The sequence below is a fragment of the Streptomyces sp. NPDC051907 genome (genome assembly GCF_040681075.1).
Taxonomy (GTDB): Bacteria; Actinomycetota; Actinomycetes; order Streptomycetales; family Streptomycetaceae; genus Streptomyces.
This window is the reverse complement of sequence record NZ_JBFAYB010000003.1, coordinates 246,163-264,123: the sequence shown is the minus strand read 5'-3', so window position 1 is coordinate 264,123 and position 17,961 is coordinate 246,163. Positions and strand designations below refer to the sequence as shown.

Genomic DNA, 17,961 nt, shown 5'->3' with positions numbered 1-17,961 from the left:
CGGCGGGCCGGCCCCCCCCCCCCCCCCACGCCTGCCCTCCGCCGACCCGACCCCGACCGACCCTGTCCTGCAGCCGGCCTGCACCCGCCCTACGCCTCTTCTACGCCTGTCTCAGCCGAGCGCGGCCACCCGGTCGCGGTAGTTGCGCACCGCTGCCGCGTCCCGGTACGGCTCCAGCCGTCGTTCGAATTCGCGTACGTACTCCACCGCGCGCGCCGAGCGCATCTCCGACGCCTGGAGCGCCGCCTCCGCGCCCAGGGCGCACGCCTGGTCCAGCTCGCCCAGGCCCAGCCGGGCCGTCGCCAGGACCACCCGGCAGAACAGCCTGCTGCGGGCGAACGCCGGAGCGCGCAGCTGGAGCGCGCGCTCCGCGTGCTGCACCGCCGAGCGGTACTGCTGGAGGTCCCGGTGGCAGTGCCCGAACTCGTCCGCCAGCTGCGCCTCGTCGAAGAAGCGCGCCCAGTACGGCACGTCGTCGCCGGGCCGCGCCGTCTCCAGCGCCCGCTCGGCGCGCACCAGCGACGCCGTGCACGCCCGCACCTCGCCCAGCACGCCGTGCCCGCGCGCCTCGACCGAGTGCAGCAGCGCCTGCACCACCGGCGGGGCCGCGGCGCCCACGCCCTGCTGGGCCACCCGCGTCAGCTGCACCGCCTCGCGCCCGTGCCCCAGATAGACCGCCTGCCGGCTCATGGTGACCAGCACATACGAGCCGTACGCCCGGTCGCCGGCCGCCTGGGCCAGCCGCAGCGCCTGCACGAAGTACCGCTGGGCGAGCCCGTGCGCCGCGATGTCGTACGACGTCCACCCGGCCAGCCGGGTCAGGTCAGCCGCCGCCGCGAACAGCCGCCGTCCCGTCGCCTCGCCGTAGCTGCCGCGGAGCATGGGCTCCGCCTCGTGCTCGAGATAGCGCACCAGGGCCTGCCGGGCGTGACCGCCGCCGTAGGCGTGGTCCAGCGTGCGGAACAGCTCGCCCACCGACCGCAGCGCCGCGATGTCGCCGCTGGAGACCTTCTGGCCGGGTCCCCGGTCCGTGGTCCGCTGGCGTGGGACGGAGGCCCTGCCCTGGAGCGGCACGCGGGGCGGCGCCGCGCCGTTGTGCACGGGCTCGCCCCGGCCGACCCGCTCGTCGGCCCGCCCGATCAGCCAGTCCCGGCTGGGCACCACCAGGCCTGCGGGCGTGAACGCGATCTTGCGCAGCTCCGCGTGGCTGCCGGAGTCCTTGCGCCAGAGCCCGCTGACGATGTCGACCGCCTCCTCGGGCGTCGCCGCGAACTCCAGGCCGGCGTAGACCGGAGCGCACGCGTCCAGCCCCAGGTCCTGCGCGGACAGCCGTCGGCCGAGGCGCCGGGTGAACACCTCGGCGATCAGGGCGGGCGTCGTGCCCCGTGGCTGCTGGCCGCGGAGCCAGCGGGTGACCGAGGTCTTGTCGTAGCGCAGATCGAGGCCGTGTTCGAGGCCGAGCTGGTCGACTCGGCGGGCGAGGCCTGCATTGGAGAATCCGGCTTCTGCGATGAGCGCGGCGAGCTGTCGGTTGGGGATGCGCTGCGGGGGTCGTTCCGTCATCAGCTGTGCGGTCTCCTGCCTTCCGGGCCCGGGTGCAGCCCATGGGGGTACCTCCTGGGGGTCCCCCCAGGAGGCAGCTCTGGGGGAGAAGCTCTGGGGGAGGAACGGCGCGAATTTAGCTGCCCTTACTGCCCGGACCGCCGCGTTCGTCCCACATTCATCCGATCGTGTGAGAATTGCGGGCGTCGCTGACGAGCCACCCGGAGAACCGACCTGCCCGGCCCGCCGCGGACCGGCGGCCGTACAGTGGCTGGGCGTGCATGCGTGCAGGGTGAAGGTTCTAGGGAGGCACAGCCGTGAGTGACCTGCGGTTCGTCCAGCTGGGCTTCGGCGAGGAAGCCGTCGAGTACCAGGAGGCGTGGCAGCGGCAGCGCGAGGTCCACGCCGCCCGCTTCGCCGACGAGATCCCCGATACCTGCCTGTTGCTGGAGCACCCTGCGGTGTATACGGCCGGACGGCGCACCGCGGACAGCGAGCGCCCCCTGGACGGCACCCCCGTCGTCGACGTCGACCGCGGCGGCAAGATCACCTGGCATGGCCCCGGCCAGCTGGTGGGCTACCCGATCCTGAAGCTGCCGCGCCCGGTCGACGTGATCGCGCATGTGCGCCGCCTCGAGGACGCGCTGATCCGCACCTGCGCGGAGTTCGGCCTGGAGACCACCCGGCTGGAGGGCCGCAGCGGCGTCTGGGTCCTGGGCGACCCGGTGGAGCAGCGTCCGTCGATCGGCGGCCTCTCGCTCGACTTCGACCCGCGCCTGGCGGACGAGGAGTTCGACCCGCGGCTCAACGGCCCGGAGTACGCCCCCTCCAACGCCGGCCAGCGCCGCGAGGACCGCAAGCTCGCCGCGATCGGCATCCGCATCGCCAAGGGCGTCTCGATGCACGGCTTCGCGATCAACGTGAACCCGGACAACACCTGGTTCGACAAGATCGTGCCCTGCGGCATCCGGGACGCGGGCGTGACCTCGCTCTCGTACGAGCTGGGCCGGGAGATCACCATCGCCGAGGTGCTCCCGGTCGTCGAGCGGCATCTGCGGGACGTGCTGGAGGCCGCGGATCCGAGGCCGCGCGAGATCGTGCGGGAGGCGGCCCCGCAGCCGCAGCCCGCGGAGCTCGAGCGGGACGGGGCGACCGCCTAGGCCGTCTGGGGAATGCGCCCCGTCGGCCATCGGTTGGCCAGACGTAAGGCCGCACTTTTAACGGGCGTACTCTGGTGTTCGCCGAAGAATCGAAGCTGTAGGGAGCCGGTCGTGTCCGCAGTCGCACCCGACGGACGCAAGATGCTGCGCCTGGAGGTCCGGAACAGCCAGACGCCCATCGAGCGCAAGCCCGAGTGGATCAAGACCCGGGCGAAGATGGGCCCCGAGTACACGCAGATGCAGAAGCTCGTGAAGAGCGAGGGTCTGCACACCGTGTGCCAGGAGGCCGGCTGTCCCAACATCTACGAGTGCTGGGAGGACCGCGAGGCCACCTTCCTCATCGGCGGCGACCAGTGCACCCGGCGCTGCGACTTCTGCCAGATCGACACGGGCAAGCCCGAGGCCCTGGACCGCGACGAGCCGCGCCGCGTGGGCGAGTCGGTCGTCACGATGGACCTGAACTACGCCACGATCACCGGCGTCGCCCGCGACGACCTGGAGGACGGCGGCGCCTGGCTGTACGCCGAGACGGTGCGCCAGATCCACCTCCAGACCGCGGACCGCGAGGGCGGCCACACCAAGGTCGAGCTCCTCGCCCCTGACTTCAACGCGGTGCCCGAGCTGCTCGATGAGGTCTTCGCCTCCCGCCCCGAGGTCTTCGCCCACAACGTCGAGACCGTGCCCCGCATCTTCAAGCGGATCCGTCCCGGCTTCCGCTACGAGCGCTCGCTCGAGGTCATCACCCGCGCCCGCGCGGCGGGGCTGGTCACCAAGTCGAACCTCATCCTCGGCATGGGCGAGGAGCGCGCGGAGGTCAGCGAGGCGCTGCGGCACCTGCACGACGCGGGTTGCGAACTCATCACGATCACGCAGTATCTGCGGCCCTCGGTACGCCACCACCCGGTGGAGCGCTGGGTGAAGCCGCACGAGTTCGTGGAGCTGAAGGAGGAGGCCGAGGAGATCGGCTTCTCCGGTGTGATGTCGGGTCCGCTGGTGCGCTCCTCGTACCGCGCGGGCCGGCTGTACCAACAGGCGATGGAGCGCCGAGGCGCGACGGCGACGGCCCCGCAGGGCGTGTGAACTCAGGCACAAGCAACTACCGGCGAGTAATAGCCGGTTCGACGCGGTCCAAACGCTTCCCGCAGGTCGGGGCGGCGTATGGGCCGCGTCAGTGTTTTGGCGCAATGAGTAAAGGTTTCATCGGCGTTTGACCGCTCGGTCATGCGCTGGTAACACCAATCAGTAACGATTACTTCACTCACAGCACGCACCGTGTCTCCCCGCACCGCACAGCACCGCCTGGCGCCGCCGTCTCGTACGGCGCCGCCTCGTACCGCACAGCACCGCACCGCACTCCGCTCGTCGCCGTTGCCCACCCCGAGGAGGGACCTCCAAAATGCAGGCCGCGCCGGTTCGTCCCGTACGCGCTAACGCCATTCCGTCCGTCACCGACGCCCTGCGCGTCATGGAGTCCCTGCTCCTGGGCAGCGGCCAGCGCACCGCCCGCCGCAACGCGTGGACGGCGGTCCTCGAAGACCGGCGCCGGGCCAAGGACCGAGTCGAGGCACAGCATGTACTGGAGGCCGTGGCGGGACGCACTTCCTAGGCCACGTAAACTTCCTGTCATGGCGAGGAAGGCAAACACCGACAGCACTGACGCTGCTGCGAATCCCGGGCGACTGAAGCAGATCGCTCTGACGTACAAGATGACCCGAAAGGCCGATTCCAAGATCGGTCTTGTGCTCGCGGGTGTGGGACTCGTCACGTTCGGCGTCTTCCTCGCGATCGGCTTCTTGATCGGCCACCCCATCTATCTCGGCGTCCTGGGCTTCCTGCTGGCCTTCCTCGCCACGGCGATCGTCTTCGGGCGACGCGCCGAGCGAGCGGCCTTCGGGCAGATGGAGGGCCAGCCGGGCGCCGCCGCGGCGGTGCTGCAGAACGTGGGCCGCGGCTGGAGCACGACTCCGGCGGTCGCGATGAACCGCAGCCAGGACGTGGTGCACCGGGCGGTCGGCAAGGCCGGCATCGTGCTGGTCGCCGAGGGCAACCCGAACCGGCTCAAGACGCTGCTGGCGGCCGAGAAGAAGAAGATGGCCCGCATCGTGGTGGACGTGCCCGTGCACGACATCATCGTCGGCACCGGCGAGGGCCAGGTGCCGCTGAAGAAGGTCCGCACCACGATGCTGAAGCTCCCCCGCGTGCTCACGGGCCCGCAGGTGACGGCGGCCAACGACCGGCTGCGCGCCATGGGCGACCTGATGAGCAACATGCCGCTGCCGAAGGGTCCGATGCCCAAGGGGATGCGGATGCCGCGCGGCGGAAAGATGCGCTGACGTACGGCTGACATACGAAGGAGGGGCGGGCGCCTGGTTCGGGCGCACGCCCCTCCTTCGTGTTCGCGCTTGTCTCTCACGCTCTGTTCTTCGCGCCCGTCTGGCCTGAGCGCCCGCCTGGCCTGCGCGCTCGCCTGGCCGTCTCCCGCGTCCGCTGCCGGGCTTCCTGCCCAGCTGGCGCCCGGGCCGCCTCCTGGGCTGCCTATCGGGCTACCGGGCTGCCTCTGGGCTCAGATCCGGACCTGTACGGCACGGCCGAGGCGGTCGTGCAGCCCGCGGCCGTCGCGGTCCCAGATGAGGGCCGGGATGGCGATGGCGAGCAGGAGGCAGCGCACGACGGTCCGCAGGACGCCGAGGCGCCCGCCGTCCTCGGCGATCACCCGGAGGCCGAAGAGCCGCTTACCGGGAGTGCTGCCGATGGTGCCGACGGTGAGCAGGCTCAGGACGAGGAAGACGGCGAGCGCCCAGTTGCCCGCAGCCTGCTGATCACCCTTTGCGAACAGTCCGTATGCGATCAGGAGGCAGAGCCCCCAGTCGACGAAGAGGGCGCCGAAGCGCCTGCCGAGCGGGGCGATGGAGCCCGGGCCGGCCTCCGGCAGGCCCAGCCGCTCGCCCCGGTATCCGAAGTCGGCCCCCATGTCCTCGGCGGCCGCGCGCGGCCCGGAGAGCCACGATCCGATTACTTGCCTGTTGTCCACGGGACAACGGTACTGCGCCCGATTTCGATCACTTCGGGCCGGGTCCTTGACGCGCCTCAGACCCCTCGCCCGGTTAACTTGTGCGAAACAAATGGGTCATGCTTGAGAAATCCCGTCTGCCTATGGTCGGGACCAGCGTGTGCCACCGCACTGGCCGCACGACCGAGCTGCAACCCCGCCCCTCCCGGGTCGGGAGTAGGAGGAGTTGGATGTTCCAGAACGCCGACGAAGCGAAGAAGTACATCGCCGACGAAGACGTCAAGTTCATCGACGTCCGGTTCTGCGACCTGCCCGGTGTGATGCAGCACTTCACGATCCCGGCAGCGGCGTTCGACCCGTCGGAGGAGCTCGCCTTCGACGGCTCGTCGATCCGCGGCTTCCAGGCGATCCACGAGTCCGACATGGCGCTCCGTGCCGACCTGTCCACGGCCCGTGTCGACCCCTTCCGCCGGGACAAGACGGTCAACGTCAACTTCTTCATCCACGACCCGATCACGGGCGAGCAGTACAGCCGCGACCCGCGGAACGTCGCCAAGAAGGCGGAGGCGTACCTCGCCTCGACGGGCATCGCCGACACGGCGTACTTCGGCCCCGAGGCCGAGTTCTACGTCTTCGACAACGTCCGTTTCCAGACCTCGGCGAACGAGAGCTTCTACCACATCGACTCCGAGGCAGGCGCCTGGAACACCGGTGCGGTGGAGAACAACCGCGGTTACAAGGTCCGCTACAAGGGCGGCTACTTCCCGGCCCCGCCGGTGGACCACTTCGCCGACCTGCGCGCGGAGATCTCCCTGGAGCTGGACAAGAACGGCCTCCAGGTCGAGCGCCAGCACCACGAGGTCGGCACGGCCGGCCAGGCGGAGATCAACTACAAGTTCAACACGCTGCTGGCCGCGGCGGACGACCTGATGCTCTTCAAGTACATCGTGAAGAACGTCGCCTGGCGCAACGGCAAGACCGCGACCTTCATGCCGAAGCCGATCTTCGGCGACAACGGCTCGGGCATGCACGTGCACCAGTCGCTGTGGCAGGGCGGCGTCCCGCTCTTCTACGACGAGCAGGGCTACGCGGGCCTGTCGGACACGGCGCGCTACTACATCGGCGGCATCCTGAAGCACGCGCCGTCGCTGCTGGCGTTCACGAACCCGACGGTGAACTCGTACCACCGCCTGGTCCCGGGCTTCGAGGCCCCGGTCAACCTGGTCTACTCGCAGCGCAACCGCTCGGCTGCGATGCGTATCCCGATCACGGGCTCGAACCCGAAGGCGAAGCGCGTGGAGTTCCGCGCCCCGGACCCGTCGTCGAACCCGTACCTGGCGTTCTCGGCGCTGCTCCTGGCGGGCCTGGACGGCGTCAAGAACAAGATCGAGCCGGCGGAGCCGATCGACAAGGACCTCTACGAGCTCGCCCCCGACGAGCACGCGAGCGTCCCCCAGGTCCCGACCTCCCTCCCGGCGGTCCTCGAGGCCCTGGAGGCGGACAACGAGTACCTGCAGGCGGGCGGCGTGTTCACGTCGGACCTGATCGAGACGTGGATCGACTACAAGCGGACAAACGAGATCGCCCCGATCCAGCTGCGCCCGCACCCGCACGAGTTCGAGCTGTACTTCGACATCTAGGAGTCGGGGTCGGGCGACCTGGGCGGAAGCCGTGGAAACAGGCTGTGACCTGCGAGAACTCTGCTCAGTAGTTCTCGCTGTCACATGCGCCGCCTGGCCGATCCTCTGACGTGATGCCGGAACGCTGCGAGGGCCGCTACCTATCAGGGTGGCGGCCCTCAGCTGTGGCGCCGGCCGCGCGTTCATGCCCTGGTCGGTCGTACTGGTCAGTGCCAGCCGTCCAGGGACACCTCGGGCCCGGCGCTCAGGTACTGGCGGAGGGCGCTGGCTGTGGTGTCCACGAAGGCATCGGGGATGGCATCGGTATCGACCCAGCGAACCTGGGAGTGCTTGCGGGGTTCGCGGTTCTCGGGTTCGCCGGTCCATTCGTGGGCGGCGAAGACGACGGTGAGGAAGCCGTTGGGGGCTTCGACACCCCGGGCGGCGTGGATGATGTGGGCGACTTTGAGGGACTCGGGCTTCACCGTGAGGCCGGTCTCCTCGTAGAGCTCGCGGACTGCGGTCTCGGTGATGGGCTCGCCCGGCTCGCTCTTGCCGACGGGGATATCCCACAGGCCTTGGGCGAACTTGGCGTTCTCGCTGCGCTGGAGGAGCACGACGCGGTTGGTGGCCCTGTCGTGGACGATGACGGCCGCGACCAGCAGGGTCATCGATTCGAGCGCCGGCTTGAGAGCTCGGGAGCGGTCGTCGGTCTGCTGAGCCACGGGGTTCCCTTCGTCGGGCGGGTTGTTGGGCATGTTAGGCGAGGGCCTCGCGGGCGCGGCGGACGAGATCGGGGGCACCTATTCGCAAGGAAGCGCCCCCAGCCGCCGGGGGATGCGAGCGGCTGGGGGCGCCGGACCCGTAACCGGTCGGGACATCGGCACGGGTGCTCTGCGGGGCGCTGGGCGCCCTGTTGCTGCCCTTGCCCGGAATGGCAGCCATCGGGTTGTTGCTGACGTGCCGTACCTGGGCGCTTCTAGTTCCTCGTTACGCGTGCATGATCGGTCACGACGCGACGGAACACGACATGGCCAGTACGGCCGGTATGGCGCAGGCACCAGTCCTGGGCCGCTTCCTGTTCCATCTGCGGGCCGGAATCCTCGCCACAGTGGGGCGCAGTGCAGAACGCCTCGAACGTGACTCCGCCATCCGGCAAGTGCCGGATCGTGTGCTCGACGAAACGCACTACTGAACGCGGCACGATTCCTCCCGCTCCTGCCGTTTCGCCGTGCACTGCGGGCATTCGCAGGGCGGGAATCCGAATCCCTTGTCCGACGGATTGCCCATGGGGCACAGGTGCGTCGTCTTGCCCTGAATCTCCGTCCGGGCGCCTGTCTCGGCGTTGATCCGATAGACGGCGATCGTCATGGTGGTCACGTGGTCACGCCGCCTTTCCGGTTGGCTCCGTGCGCCATTCCTCGCCCAGCGAAGCGAGCAAGTACGGCCGGACCGGGGTCAGGGGCCGTTCCCATGGCGCAGGCGGGAACCACTGTGCGCGAGGCTCCGGCAGGAGTGGCACGCATGGCGCGCGCCCCTCGCGGAGCCTGCGTGCTACGACGAGGCGGGCGCCCCAGACTTCAGGAGAGATAAGCCTTACGACCTGCGGAAATGCGGGCGGGACGGGCGGGAGAGACAGCCTGCGGTGCCTACCCGGCTTTCGTCGGCCAAGTAATACCGCAGTCACCCAAACGAGTGCGCGACGCATATGATCGGTCACTGTCGACGCTCCTACTTCAGCGTTGGCCACGCCCCCGGATCGTGTGCAGCGATCGCGGGGGTCCTTGTCGTCATGAGTCAACGCCCCATCTGATCGCCCGACTTGCACACCTCTTGCACAGATGCCGGACGAGCCGCACGCTCCTTTGGGACGATGGGACGTGAGGACGTCACCGAGCGGGGAAGACGCAAGGCATGAGCGCTACGCAGGTACCCGGACCAGGCGCCAACGTCGCTGTGCGCCGAAAGGAAGTCGGGCTGAGCCAGGTAGCCCTGGCCCGTAGGGCGGGGGTGTCAGTGTCCCTTCTCAGCAAGATCGAGGTCGGGGACCGGGCACTCACCCAGGGCGTAGGCGCCGCCCTTGCCCGCGCAATGAATCTGACCCTTGACGAGCTATTGGGCAGCGCCCCGGAAGCGAAGCTCAACGAGCTGAATTACGCCATCCGCAGGTTCGACATTCCAGGGGAACCCCCGGTGCGCCCTGAGCGGTTGCCATCGGAAGTGGACGAACTGAATCGGCTTCGATGGAATACGGAGCTGTCCAAGGTCCTCCAGCGGCTGCCTGGAGTACTCATGAGGGTTACCAACCATGCCCACTTGACAGGGCACCCGCGGGCATGGGGGCTGGTCGCGGACGTATATGGGGTCATCTATTGGCTGGCCGCTAGGCATCGATGGATGCATCTGGCGGAATTGGCGACGCTCAAGCAGCGCATGGCGGCCGAAAGGGCGGACCCGATTGCGGCTATCGTAGCCGCGCGGGATGACGCGGGCACATTCCTCAACTCGGGCGACTTCTCCGGCGGCTTGGCAATCATTGACCGTGCCATTGTCCGGGCAGAGTCCTCACTGGTTGGACGTGACCGGGAGTTCGGACTGGGAGTTCTGCACCTGCGAGGCATGACTCTGGCCGGACGACTGCGAGACAAGCAGGCAACCCGAAAGCACATCGACGCCGCCTGGCGGATGGCTGAGGAAATCCCGGAAGAAATGGCCAAGCACGGAATGCAGTTCGGGCCCGAGCAGACGGCGACACATGTGATCTCTACTGCGTCCGACATGGACCAGCACCGAAAGGCGTTGGAGACTGCGGACGCCTTGATTCGGGCAGGCATGACGCTTCCCGCTAACCGGGTCGCTCCGGTCTACATGAATCTTGGACGCTCTCAGCTAGCGCTAGGCGACCAGGACGGCACACTTGAAAGCCTTGAAAAGGCTTGGGCTGCCTCACCGGAGATGGCCGCCGTGCACCCGACCAGCCTGGAGCTCACGCGAGTGATGGTGTCCAAGCACAGGCGGAGTAACGAGCGACTCTCCAGGTTGGCGCAGAAGGTCGGCATCGCCCTCTAGAGGCAGCGTGAGGCGACAGCACGAGGCCCCTTCGCAATCCCGGCCGCGCAGTTTCAGGAACCGCCGTACACCCAGGCCCGGCCGGTCTGGCGGTACTCCTCCACAGGAATCGGCTGGACCCCAGTCTGCATGCGGGCGAGGTACAGCAGGCCGTCGAGGTGGTCGATCTCGTGGTGGACGAGGCGGGCGAGGCCGCGTTCGTACACGGTGGTCACGGTCTCGCCGGTCAGGGCCGTGGTCTCGACAGTGATCGTCAGGGGGCGGGGAACCAGGCCCCTGACGTCGAAGAAACTCAGACAGCCCTCGTACTGCTCGTCCATCTCCTCGGAGGCGGTGGTGATCCGGGGGTTGAGGAGGATGATCGCGGGCGCGTCGCCGCCAGGCGGTTGGACGACAGCGGCAGCGCGTGCGATGCCGATCTGCGGGGCCGCGATGCCCATGCCCTTGGCGAAGGGGTGGACTTGGCCGATTCGCTCCATGGCGGCGAACAGCTCGTCCGTGATGCGTTCGGCCTCGTCGCGTTCGGCGGGCAGGTCGAAGGCGCGGGCCGGTTCGGCGAGGATGCCGGCGCCGTGCTGGACGACGCCTAGGTCTCGCATCTGCTGGCTGGGCCGCACGCCCATCACCTGAACTCCCTTTGATCTGAGTCGCGTTCGTTCCATGCCCGAAACCGCCGCTCCAGACGGTACCGAGCATGCAGGGCGGGTGTAGTCGTGATCCACGTGAATTGCCGTAGTTCACCGTTGTCGCTGCGAAAACTCACAGGCTCGCAGGGTGGGGCTGATGCGAGGATGATCCTCCACTACCTGGGGGTTTCATCCATATGCCCGGTTCGCTGACCATCCATCGCATACTCGGGGACCACCCCTTCGCCGAGATCGGCAAACCCTCAACCGTGGCTATCAACGAGGAGCGTGGCCTCGTAGCCGTAGGCGGCGACCTGGGGTTTCTGCAGTGGTCCGGGTGCGCGACCGCCACGGACCGGTTTCGGCCGTACCGGGTGGGAATCTATGGCGCGGAAGATCTGCTGTGCCGGTGGGTCCTGGAGTCCAGGTGGCCCGTGCATTCCTTTGCCTTCCATCCGACGCTGCCGATCGTGGCCGTCGGGACCGGTGCGTATGACGGGGGTTACGCCTTCGAGGGTGAGCTGCTGATCCTCGATCTGAGGTCGGGGCGGTCGACCTCGGTGATATGTGGCGAACGTGAGGTGTTGCACGTGGAGTGGCGGAGCGAGCGGGATTTGGGGCTCGTGGTGGCTCCGCCCGACGATCACGCCTTCGACAAGGCGCATGCACATGGGTTCGCTGTGGTCGTCGAACGGTTCGACTGGAGCGATGTCGCGCGCGGCTCGGTACAGCAGAAAGAGTTGAGCGGGCAGTGGGTCGAGTTCGAGCGACCCGCAATGAAGGAAGCGGCCAGTCGGGGCATCGAGTCGCTTGCAAGGTTGGCCGGTGAACCGTGGTGGGAGCCGCGCCGGCAGGTGTGGGATGTTCAGAGGCTGCAGGACGGACGAGTGCTGGCCTGCTTGGAAGGTGTACTGGCCGAGGCGTGGTTGCCGGACGGGCAGCTGGAGTGGCGTGTCCCGGACGAGGAAGGCGGACGGCAACTCGCGGTCCGGGCCGGTCAGCTTGACGCCTGGGTCAACGTGGAGCGGCGACGAGTGCGCTGGGTGGGCAGGGAACGGGTGACCGATCCGCCGCTCGTCGTCCGGGTGTCCCTCGATGACGGGAGGGTGCTCGACTCCCTCCGTCTCGACTCTTCCGTCGCATTCGCGACGCGCGACGACGGTTGGCTGGCGCTCCGCTCCACGGACCTGGACCGGTGCCACCAGGGGCTGGCCGCGCTGGTCCGCCCTACGGGCGAAGCTCCTGAGGTGCGAGTGCCGCTTGGGGGATTCGACCTCTTCAACCATGCTTTTCCGATCCGCCGCAGCAGGCAACTGCTCTTCCTCCAGGGCAAGGAGCGCGAGCCATGGCGGGACAAATGGGTGGTTGCCGTCAATCCAGCTGGTCCGGACGGTGAGCCCCCGGTGCGACAGCTATTCCCCCTCGACTGGGAGGCCAAGGGCGCCAGGCACCTCTTTGGCGGGCCCGGCCTCGAGATCGGCAATGCGGAGAACCGCGACTTGGTGCACGCGGGAGCCGTGCACGACGGTGCTGGCCTGCTGCCCGGCAACGCCTTCGTCGTACGACGGAGCATCAGAGACGGAGCCGTGCGTTGGGTGTTCGCCGCCGACTTTCCGGCCACCGCCCTGGACGGGGACGAGAGTACGGTTTTCGTCGCCTTCAACTCTGGCGAGCTGGTGGCTTTGCAGACCTCAGACGGGGCCGTGCGATGGCGGCAGCATCTGGAAGTCGGCGGCCAACCCGTTGTACCCCTGTCGCTCACGCTCACCAGGCCAGGGCGGCTTCTGATCGGAACCGTGGATGGGCGGATCCTCGAGTGTTCCGTGGCCGACCCAGCGGTTCAATAACCGAGTCCGGCTGTTTGGTAGTCGGCTCGACGCCGGGAACCGACAGGGATGAGACGCTGTCGCCTCCGCTCCCCCGTCTATGAGCACCGGTTGTGCACCGCCCATACCCCAGCAGCCGTATACATACAGGTCAGAGGGATTCCACACCTCTACATCAACATCTGAGGTCACCACAGGTCAGAGCAGGGTTTCCGCGCGCCCGGCCCGTCTGAGGGCCGTCGGCCGTAGCCTTCCCCGGTGGAAGGCGCGGCCGGCGGCCCTCGGCGTTACCCTTCGCCGGCTGCGACACCTCCCGCTCAGCGGCCGACTGCCGCTGGGCCCTGTCGGGTCACGGAGCCGATCACGGCGGAGACGACGGTCGTCGTGAAGAGGCTTCCGATCATGACCATCCCCACGCCGATGACGAAGAGCCCGCTGGCGTCGTCCGACCAGTCGTAGAAGGCGGCGGCCGTCAGGCCGAACGTGGTGCCCAGCACGGCGCCGGCGAAGTAGCGCAGGTATGCCGCCCCGCACACCGGCGCCAGCAGTGTCAGCGCGAGTCCGATCACCTGCCAGGCCTGGTAAGGGCCGGTCTCCGACCCGTCTGGTTGCACATCGCGCTGCTGGTCCCAGCCCAGCCAGGCAGCCCAGGCCGCGAGTGCTGACAGCGTCAGCACGAGAGTGGCGATCAGCTGGGGGGCGAGTTTCAGAGGTCGTTGTCCCATGGCCCCCAGGGTTCCCGCTCGCGGCAGGGCCGAGCAGAGCGCACATACTCAGTTCAACCCGAGTGAACTGAGTACGACCGTGCCCGCCGCGCGTCTTCGGCTGCCGCGCCGTCAGAGAGCCCGCGGGTCTCCAGGGTGCAGACGCCGTCCGTGCAGGTGCGCTTCAGACGGCCGCGGGAGATGGTCTGGGCCAGGCCGATCACCCAGCAGGTCGGGCAGCCGCGGAAGGCGAGCAGGCTCAGGGGTGCGGCCAGCAGGGGGGCGGGGCCGGCGAAGGGCACCAGGGCGATCGTGCCGATGATCAGGCCGAAGCCCAGAGCACCGCGCAGAAGGTGCCGCGGGACCGAGGCGCTGGCGAAGTCCGCTGCCGCGCCGACGGGCTTGCCGGTTTCCACGTTGTTCACGGTCGTACCTCTCCTTCGCCTGCTTCGTCGATCGGCGCCAGGGCTTGCCGCAGGGCGGCCCGGGCGCGGTGGAGCCTCGATTTCATCGCCGCGTCGCTCAGGCCGAGCGACCGGGCGACGAAGCTGCCCGGATACCCCTGGACGTCCCTCATGATCAGCACCTGCCGCTGGTCGCGGGGAAGACCGCTGACCGCGACGGCGACCCGCTCGGCATCCAGTCGCCGCAGGACCGCGTGCTCCGCGGAGGGCGCCGTCTCGCTGCCGGCCTCTTCGGCAACGGAAGCGGTGGCGGTGGTGGTGGTGAGCAGTCGTAGGTGCCGCAGGCATTCGTTGCGCACGATGCGGAACATCCAGGAGGCCAGGGCGCCGGACGCACGGAGCGTGCCGATCTTCCGGTAGAGGATGATCAGTGCTTCCTGAGCCGCGTCCTCGGCGTCCTGCGGTGTCGCGCACAGGGACAGGGCGAACCTGCGCACATGGGGCTGCGACTCCATGATCACGGTGGTCAGCGAGGTGATGTCGCCGTCCTGAGCGGCTTTGATCAGCCGCTCGTCGGGCCACGTGCGGGTTCGGCTCATGCGCCCTGCCCGTGTCCGGCGATCTGCGGCAGCGACCGGTGCGGATCAACCACGGCTCCGGCTCCTCCGCTTGAGCAGCGTCACGGCGCAGACGCAGACCAGCAGTACGCCGACGACGGCGATGGTCGCGATCATCATGCTTCGTTCCTCCATGTATCCGACCGGCGCCCTCGCGGCCGGTTCGCACATAAGAGGCGGCGGAGGGAGAAAAGGATTCAGCTCCGCTGCGGCCATCAAGGGGGACGGGCGCGGGACTCCGTGAAGTCCCGCCCCCGCCCGAACGACCCTTGCCTCTCAGCGGCCGTAGCGGATCAGCGCACGCACCATCCGGCACGTCGTGTCGGACGGCGCGTGGACTCCGATCAGCTCCGCGGTCGCCCGTATCTTGCTGTTGTCGGCCGTCGCCGGGTGGTAGACCCCCGAGTCGAGCAGGGCGATGGCCAGGCGCATGGCCTTCAGACGGCGGTTGTGCGAGACGTACCACTCGCGCGGCTGTCCGGCCGGGAGCGGCTTCTTCTTCAGCGGCTGGCAAACGGGCTTCGTCATGAGTGTGGCAACGGCCATCGGCAACCTCCAGGCGCGGTGGCGGGACCATCCCGAACTACTCCCCATTCTACTTCCGGGCACTGACAATCGTCGCTGGCCAGACGGTGTTTGAGGGGGCTCGGAGAGGTACGGTTGCCGTCATGGAGATCTGGATCAACCCCGCCTGTTCCAAGTGCCGCAGCGCCATCGACCTGCTCGACGCCGAGGGCGCCTCGTACACCGTCCGGCGCTATCTGGAGGACGTGCCGAGCGAGGAGGAGATCCGGGCCGTGCTCGAACGGCTCGGGCTGGAGCCGTGGGACATCACACGCACCCAGGAGGCCGCGGCGAAGGAGCTGGGGCTCAAGGACTGGGCGCGGGACGACGCTTCGAGGGAGCGCTGGATCACCGCGCTCGCCCAGCACCCGAAGCTGATCCAGCGGCCGATCATCACCGCCGAGGACGGGACGGCGGTCGTGGGGCGTACGGAGGAGGCTGTACGGGACGCCCTGGGGCGCTCTTGACCCTCCTGGAGTCTCCCGTCGGCTACGTCGAGAGCTGAGGCGCCGCGCGGGGCCCGATCGGGACCCGCGCCTCTCCGCCCGGCGCGCCTCCGACCCGGGGTGCGTCCGCCTAGCGCTCCTCCGCCCGGGGAACCTCGACCGGCGCGCCTCCACCCGGTGCCCCCGGTCGGGCCTCGCGCGCCCCGCGCCCCCGCCCCCCGTCAGCGCTCGTCCGTGCCCGCGACCTTCCCCGTCGCCAGCGCGATGCGGTTCCAGGTGTTGATCGTGAAGATCAGGGCGAGCAGTTGAGCCAGCTCCCCGTCCTCGAAGTGCTCCGCCGCCCCCGCGTACACCTCGTGCGGCACTCCCCCGTCCGCGATCAGCGTCACCGCCTCGGTGAGGGCGAGCGCCGCCTGCTCCTTCTCCGTGAAGAAGTGCTTCGCCTCCCGCCACACGGCCGTCATGTGCAGCCGCTCCTCGCTCTCGCCCGCCTTGCGGGCGTCGCCGGTGTGCATATGGAGGCAGTACGCGCAGTGGTTGAGCTGCGAGGAACGGATCTGCACCAGCTCCACCAGCACCGGGTCGAGTCCCTCGCGGGCCGCCGCGTCCAGGCCGATCACGGCCCGGAACGCCTTAGGAGCGGCCTTGGCGAAGTCGATACGGGCCGGGGCTGTCTCTGTCGCCGTCGTCTTGATCTCTGCCGTCTTGATCTCTGCCGTCTTGATCTCTGCCGTCTTGATCTCTGCCGTCGTCATGTGTACGAATCTAGGTGCACGAACGACCGGGTACGGGGGGCATTTCCATGGCGGATTCATGGGTCAATTCGGCGGAGAGCCTCGGCGCCGACCTGCATCTGGAGCTGACGGGTCCGGGCAGTCGGCGTGCCGTTCTGATGCGGGCGCTGCGCGACGCCGTGCGCAGCGGACGGCTCGCCCCCGGCACCAGGCTGCCGCCCTACCGCTCCCTCGCCGCCGACCTCGGGATCGCCCGCAACACGGTGGCCGACGCGTACGCCGAGCTGGTCGCCGAGGGCTGGCTCACCGCACGCCAGGGCTCGGGGACCCGGGTCGCCCAGCAGGTCGCCCCCATCGCCCCCGCGCCCCGACGGCGCACCCCCGCCCGTGCGCACCGGCCCGTCTACGACCTGGTGCAGGGGAAGCCGGACCCCTCGGTGTTCCCGCGTGCCGCGTGGCTGGCCTCGGCCCGCCGGGCGCTGTCCGCCGCGCCGCACGAGGCGTTCGGTCCCGGCGATCCGCGGGGGCGCGTGGAGCTGCGGGAGGCGCTGGCCGGGTATCTGGCGCGGGTGCGGGGCGTGCGGACGACTCCGGAGCGGATCGTGCTGTGCTCGGGCGCCGCGCACGCGCTCAGACTGATGGCGGCCGTGGCGGGCGGGCGGTGGGCGGTGGAGTCGTACGGACTGCCCTTCCACCGCGGGCTGCTCGCCGGGGAGGGAGTGGCCACCCGACCGATCGGCGTCGACGAGCACGGGGCCCTGGTCGAGGAGTTGGCGGGCGAGGACGTCGTACTGCTCACTCCGGCGCACCAGTTCCCGACCGGCGGGCCGCTGCGTCCGGAGCGGCGCGCGGCCGTCGTGGACTGGGCGCGGTCGTCGGGCGCTCTGGTGCTGGAGGACGACTACGACGGCGAGTTCCGCTACGACCGCCAGCCGGTCGGCGCGGTGCAGAGCCTGGACCCCGACCGGGTCGTACTGATGGGGTCGGTGAGCAAGAGCCTCTCCCCCACGCTGCGGATCGGCTGGATGGTGCTGCCCGAGCGGCTGGCCGACGACGTGGTGGAGGCGAAGGGCGAGCGCGAGCAGTGGTCGAGCGCGACGGAGCAGCTGACGCTCGCGGACTTCATCGTCTCGGGGGCGTACGACCGTCATGTGCGCAAGATGCGGCAGCGCTACCGGCGCCGGCGCGACCAGTTGGTGTCGGTCCTGGCGGAGCGCGCGCCGCAGGTGCGGGTCACCGGGATCGCGGCGGGGCTGCACGCCGTGCTCGAACTGCCGCCGGGGACCGAGCGGGCCGTGGTGAAGGCGGCGGCGTGGCAGGGGCTCGCGGTGGAGGGGCTCGCCGACTACCGCCACCCCGGCCTCCCGGCGAACGAGCGGGACGGCCTCGTCGCGAACGGACGGGACGGCCTCGTCGCGAACGGACGGGACAGCCTCGCCGCCCACGCGCGGGACGGCCTCGTCGTCGGCTACGCGACCCCGCCCGAGCACGCGTACGCGGCGGCGCTGGACACGCTGTGCCGCGCCCTGCCGCTGGACTGAGACAGCCTGCGAGAGAGCTCGCCGGCGCCCGCGCGGGAGTCGGCGACGGGACGGACGAGAGGGCCCGCCCAACAGCCGCCACCTTAAGGAAAGTTAAGG

20 protein-coding genes are annotated in these 17,961 nt (G+C 69.3%); 10 read left to right on the top strand and 10 right to left on the bottom strand.

The annotated features are described in order from the left end of the window. Nucleotides 1-111: 111 nt before the first annotated feature. Nucleotides 112-1,563, bottom strand: coding sequence for a regulator (locus AB0M39_RS03735; protein ID WP_365359744.1), 1,452 nt, complete (start codon nucleotides 1,561-1,563; stop codon nucleotides 112-114). Between the two features lie 296 nt (nucleotides 1,564-1,859). Here AB0M39_RS03735 and lipB point away from each other — a divergent pair, with 296 nt between their 5' ends. The 4 genes from lipB to AB0M39_RS03715 all read left to right on the top strand — a co-directional run bounded on the left by lipB (nucleotide 1,860) and on the right by AB0M39_RS03715 (nucleotide 5,035). Continuing rightward, complete coding sequence (gene lipB, locus AB0M39_RS03730; RefSeq protein WP_365359742.1) at nucleotides 1,860-2,702, top strand: lipoyl(octanoyl) transferase LipB; 843 nt, start codon at nucleotides 1,860-1,862, stop codon at nucleotides 2,700-2,702. A 111-nt stretch (nucleotides 2,703-2,813) separates the two neighbouring features. Then, a complete protein-coding gene (gene lipA / locus AB0M39_RS03725) occupies nucleotides 2,814-3,782 on the top strand; it encodes a lipoyl synthase (protein ID WP_365359740.1) in 969 nt (322 codons plus the stop codon). Nucleotides 3,783-4,098: 316 nt separating this feature from the next. Then, nucleotides 4,099-4,308 carry a hypothetical protein gene (locus AB0M39_RS03720; RefSeq protein ID WP_365359738.1) on the top strand — a complete coding sequence of 70 codons (210 nt, stop codon included), beginning with the start codon at nucleotides 4,099-4,101 and terminating at the stop codon, nucleotides 4,306-4,308. 19 nt (nucleotides 4,309-4,327) lie between these two features. Next, nucleotides 4,328-5,035 (top strand): DUF4191 domain-containing protein, encoded by a 708-nt coding sequence (locus tag AB0M39_RS03715; RefSeq protein WP_365359736.1) that lies wholly within the window; start codon nucleotides 4,328-4,330, stop codon nucleotides 5,033-5,035. A 230-nt stretch (nucleotides 5,036-5,265) separates the two neighbouring features. On the opposite strand, the gene AB0M39_RS03710 is transcribed toward AB0M39_RS03715, so the two are convergent. After that, the gene (locus AB0M39_RS03710; protein ID WP_365359734.1) at nucleotides 5,266-5,733 is read right to left on the bottom strand and encodes an RDD family protein; all 468 of its coding nucleotides are present in this window, start codon (nucleotides 5,731-5,733) and stop codon (nucleotides 5,266-5,268) included. A 209-nt stretch (nucleotides 5,734-5,942) separates the two neighbouring features. On the opposite strand from AB0M39_RS03710, the gene glnA reads away from it, so the two are divergent. Then, on the top strand, nucleotides 5,943-7,352 hold the full coding sequence (gene glnA / locus AB0M39_RS03705) for a type I glutamate--ammonia ligase (RefSeq protein WP_365359732.1): 1,410 nt from the start codon (nucleotides 5,943-5,945) through the stop codon (nucleotides 7,350-7,352). Nucleotides 7,353-7,558: 206 nt separating this feature from the next. Here the strand turns inward: glnA and AB0M39_RS03700 are convergent, their stop codons facing one another. Beyond that, a complete protein-coding gene (locus AB0M39_RS03700; protein WP_365359730.1) occupies nucleotides 7,559-8,089 on the bottom strand; it encodes an NUDIX domain-containing protein in 531 nt (176 codons plus the stop codon). A gap of 176 nt (nucleotides 8,090-8,265) precedes the next feature. Here AB0M39_RS03700 and AB0M39_RS03695 point away from each other — a divergent pair, with 176 nt between their 5' ends. Continuing rightward, nucleotides 8,266-8,526 carry a hypothetical protein gene (locus AB0M39_RS03695; protein ID WP_365359728.1) on the top strand — a complete coding sequence of 87 codons (261 nt, stop codon included), beginning with the start codon at nucleotides 8,266-8,268 and terminating at the stop codon, nucleotides 8,524-8,526. Here the strand turns inward: AB0M39_RS03695 and AB0M39_RS03690 are convergent. Beyond that, nucleotides 8,520-8,711 carry a hypothetical protein gene (locus tag AB0M39_RS03690; RefSeq protein WP_365359726.1) on the bottom strand — a complete coding sequence of 64 codons (192 nt, stop codon included), beginning with the start codon at nucleotides 8,709-8,711 and terminating at the stop codon, nucleotides 8,520-8,522. The genes AB0M39_RS03695 and AB0M39_RS03690 overlap by 7 nt on opposite strands. Before the next feature lie 534 nt (nucleotides 8,712-9,245). Between AB0M39_RS03690 and AB0M39_RS03685 the strand changes: the two genes are divergently transcribed. After that, nucleotides 9,246-10,400, top strand: coding sequence for a helix-turn-helix domain-containing protein (locus tag AB0M39_RS03685; protein ID WP_365359724.1), 1,155 nt, complete (start codon nucleotides 9,246-9,248; stop codon nucleotides 10,398-10,400). A 53-nt stretch (nucleotides 10,401-10,453) separates the two neighbouring features. On the opposite strand, the gene AB0M39_RS03680 is transcribed toward AB0M39_RS03685, so the two are convergent. Beyond that, nucleotides 10,454-11,023 (bottom strand): peptide deformylase, encoded by a 570-nt coding sequence (locus tag AB0M39_RS03680; RefSeq protein ID WP_365359722.1) that lies wholly within the window; start codon nucleotides 11,021-11,023, stop codon nucleotides 10,454-10,456. A 200-nt stretch (nucleotides 11,024-11,223) separates the two neighbouring features. Between AB0M39_RS03680 and AB0M39_RS03675 the strand changes: the two genes are divergently transcribed. Continuing rightward, nucleotides 11,224-12,873: a hypothetical protein gene (locus AB0M39_RS03675; RefSeq protein ID WP_365359720.1), complete on the top strand. Its 1,650-nt coding sequence runs from the start codon at nucleotides 11,224-11,226 to the stop codon at nucleotides 12,871-12,873. 296 nt (nucleotides 12,874-13,169) lie between these two features. Here the strand turns inward: AB0M39_RS03675 and AB0M39_RS03670 are convergent, their stop codons facing one another. From AB0M39_RS03670 to AB0M39_RS03655, 4 genes are all read right to left on the bottom strand, one after another. Next, nucleotides 13,170-13,577, bottom strand: a complete 408-nt coding sequence (locus tag AB0M39_RS03670) for a hypothetical protein (RefSeq protein ID WP_365359718.1) — start codon at nucleotides 13,575-13,577, stop codon at nucleotides 13,170-13,172. A gap of 53 nt (nucleotides 13,578-13,630) precedes the next feature. After that, nucleotides 13,631-13,981: a hypothetical protein gene (locus tag AB0M39_RS03665; protein ID WP_365359716.1), complete on the bottom strand. Its 351-nt coding sequence runs from the start codon at nucleotides 13,979-13,981 to the stop codon at nucleotides 13,631-13,633. Beyond that, nucleotides 13,978-14,559, bottom strand: a complete 582-nt coding sequence (locus AB0M39_RS03660; RefSeq protein ID WP_365359714.1) for an RNA polymerase sigma factor — start codon at nucleotides 14,557-14,559, stop codon at nucleotides 13,978-13,980. The genes AB0M39_RS03665 and AB0M39_RS03660 overlap by 4 nt, the downstream gene beginning before the upstream one ends. A gap of 294 nt (nucleotides 14,560-14,853) precedes the next feature. Continuing rightward, nucleotides 14,854-15,123, bottom strand: a complete 270-nt coding sequence (locus AB0M39_RS03655; protein WP_365359712.1) for a hypothetical protein — start codon at nucleotides 15,121-15,123, stop codon at nucleotides 14,854-14,856. A 122-nt stretch (nucleotides 15,124-15,245) separates the two neighbouring features. Between AB0M39_RS03655 and AB0M39_RS03650 the strand changes: the two genes are divergently transcribed. Next, on the top strand, nucleotides 15,246-15,608 hold the full coding sequence (locus AB0M39_RS03650) for an arsenate reductase family protein (RefSeq protein ID WP_365359710.1): 363 nt from the start codon (nucleotides 15,246-15,248) through the stop codon (nucleotides 15,606-15,608). 200 nt (nucleotides 15,609-15,808) lie between these two features. On the opposite strand, the gene AB0M39_RS03645 is transcribed toward AB0M39_RS03650, so the two are convergent. Beyond that, entirely contained in the window at nucleotides 15,809-16,342 is a 534-nt protein-coding gene (locus AB0M39_RS03645; protein ID WP_365359708.1) for a carboxymuconolactone decarboxylase family protein, read from the bottom strand. A gap of 47 nt (nucleotides 16,343-16,389) precedes the next feature. On the opposite strand from AB0M39_RS03645, the gene AB0M39_RS03640 reads away from it, so the two are divergent. Continuing rightward, nucleotides 16,390-17,862: a PLP-dependent aminotransferase family protein gene (locus AB0M39_RS03640; protein WP_365359706.1), complete on the top strand. Its 1,473-nt coding sequence runs from the start codon at nucleotides 16,390-16,392 to the stop codon at nucleotides 17,860-17,862. Nucleotides 17,863-17,961: the final 99 nt, after the last annotated feature.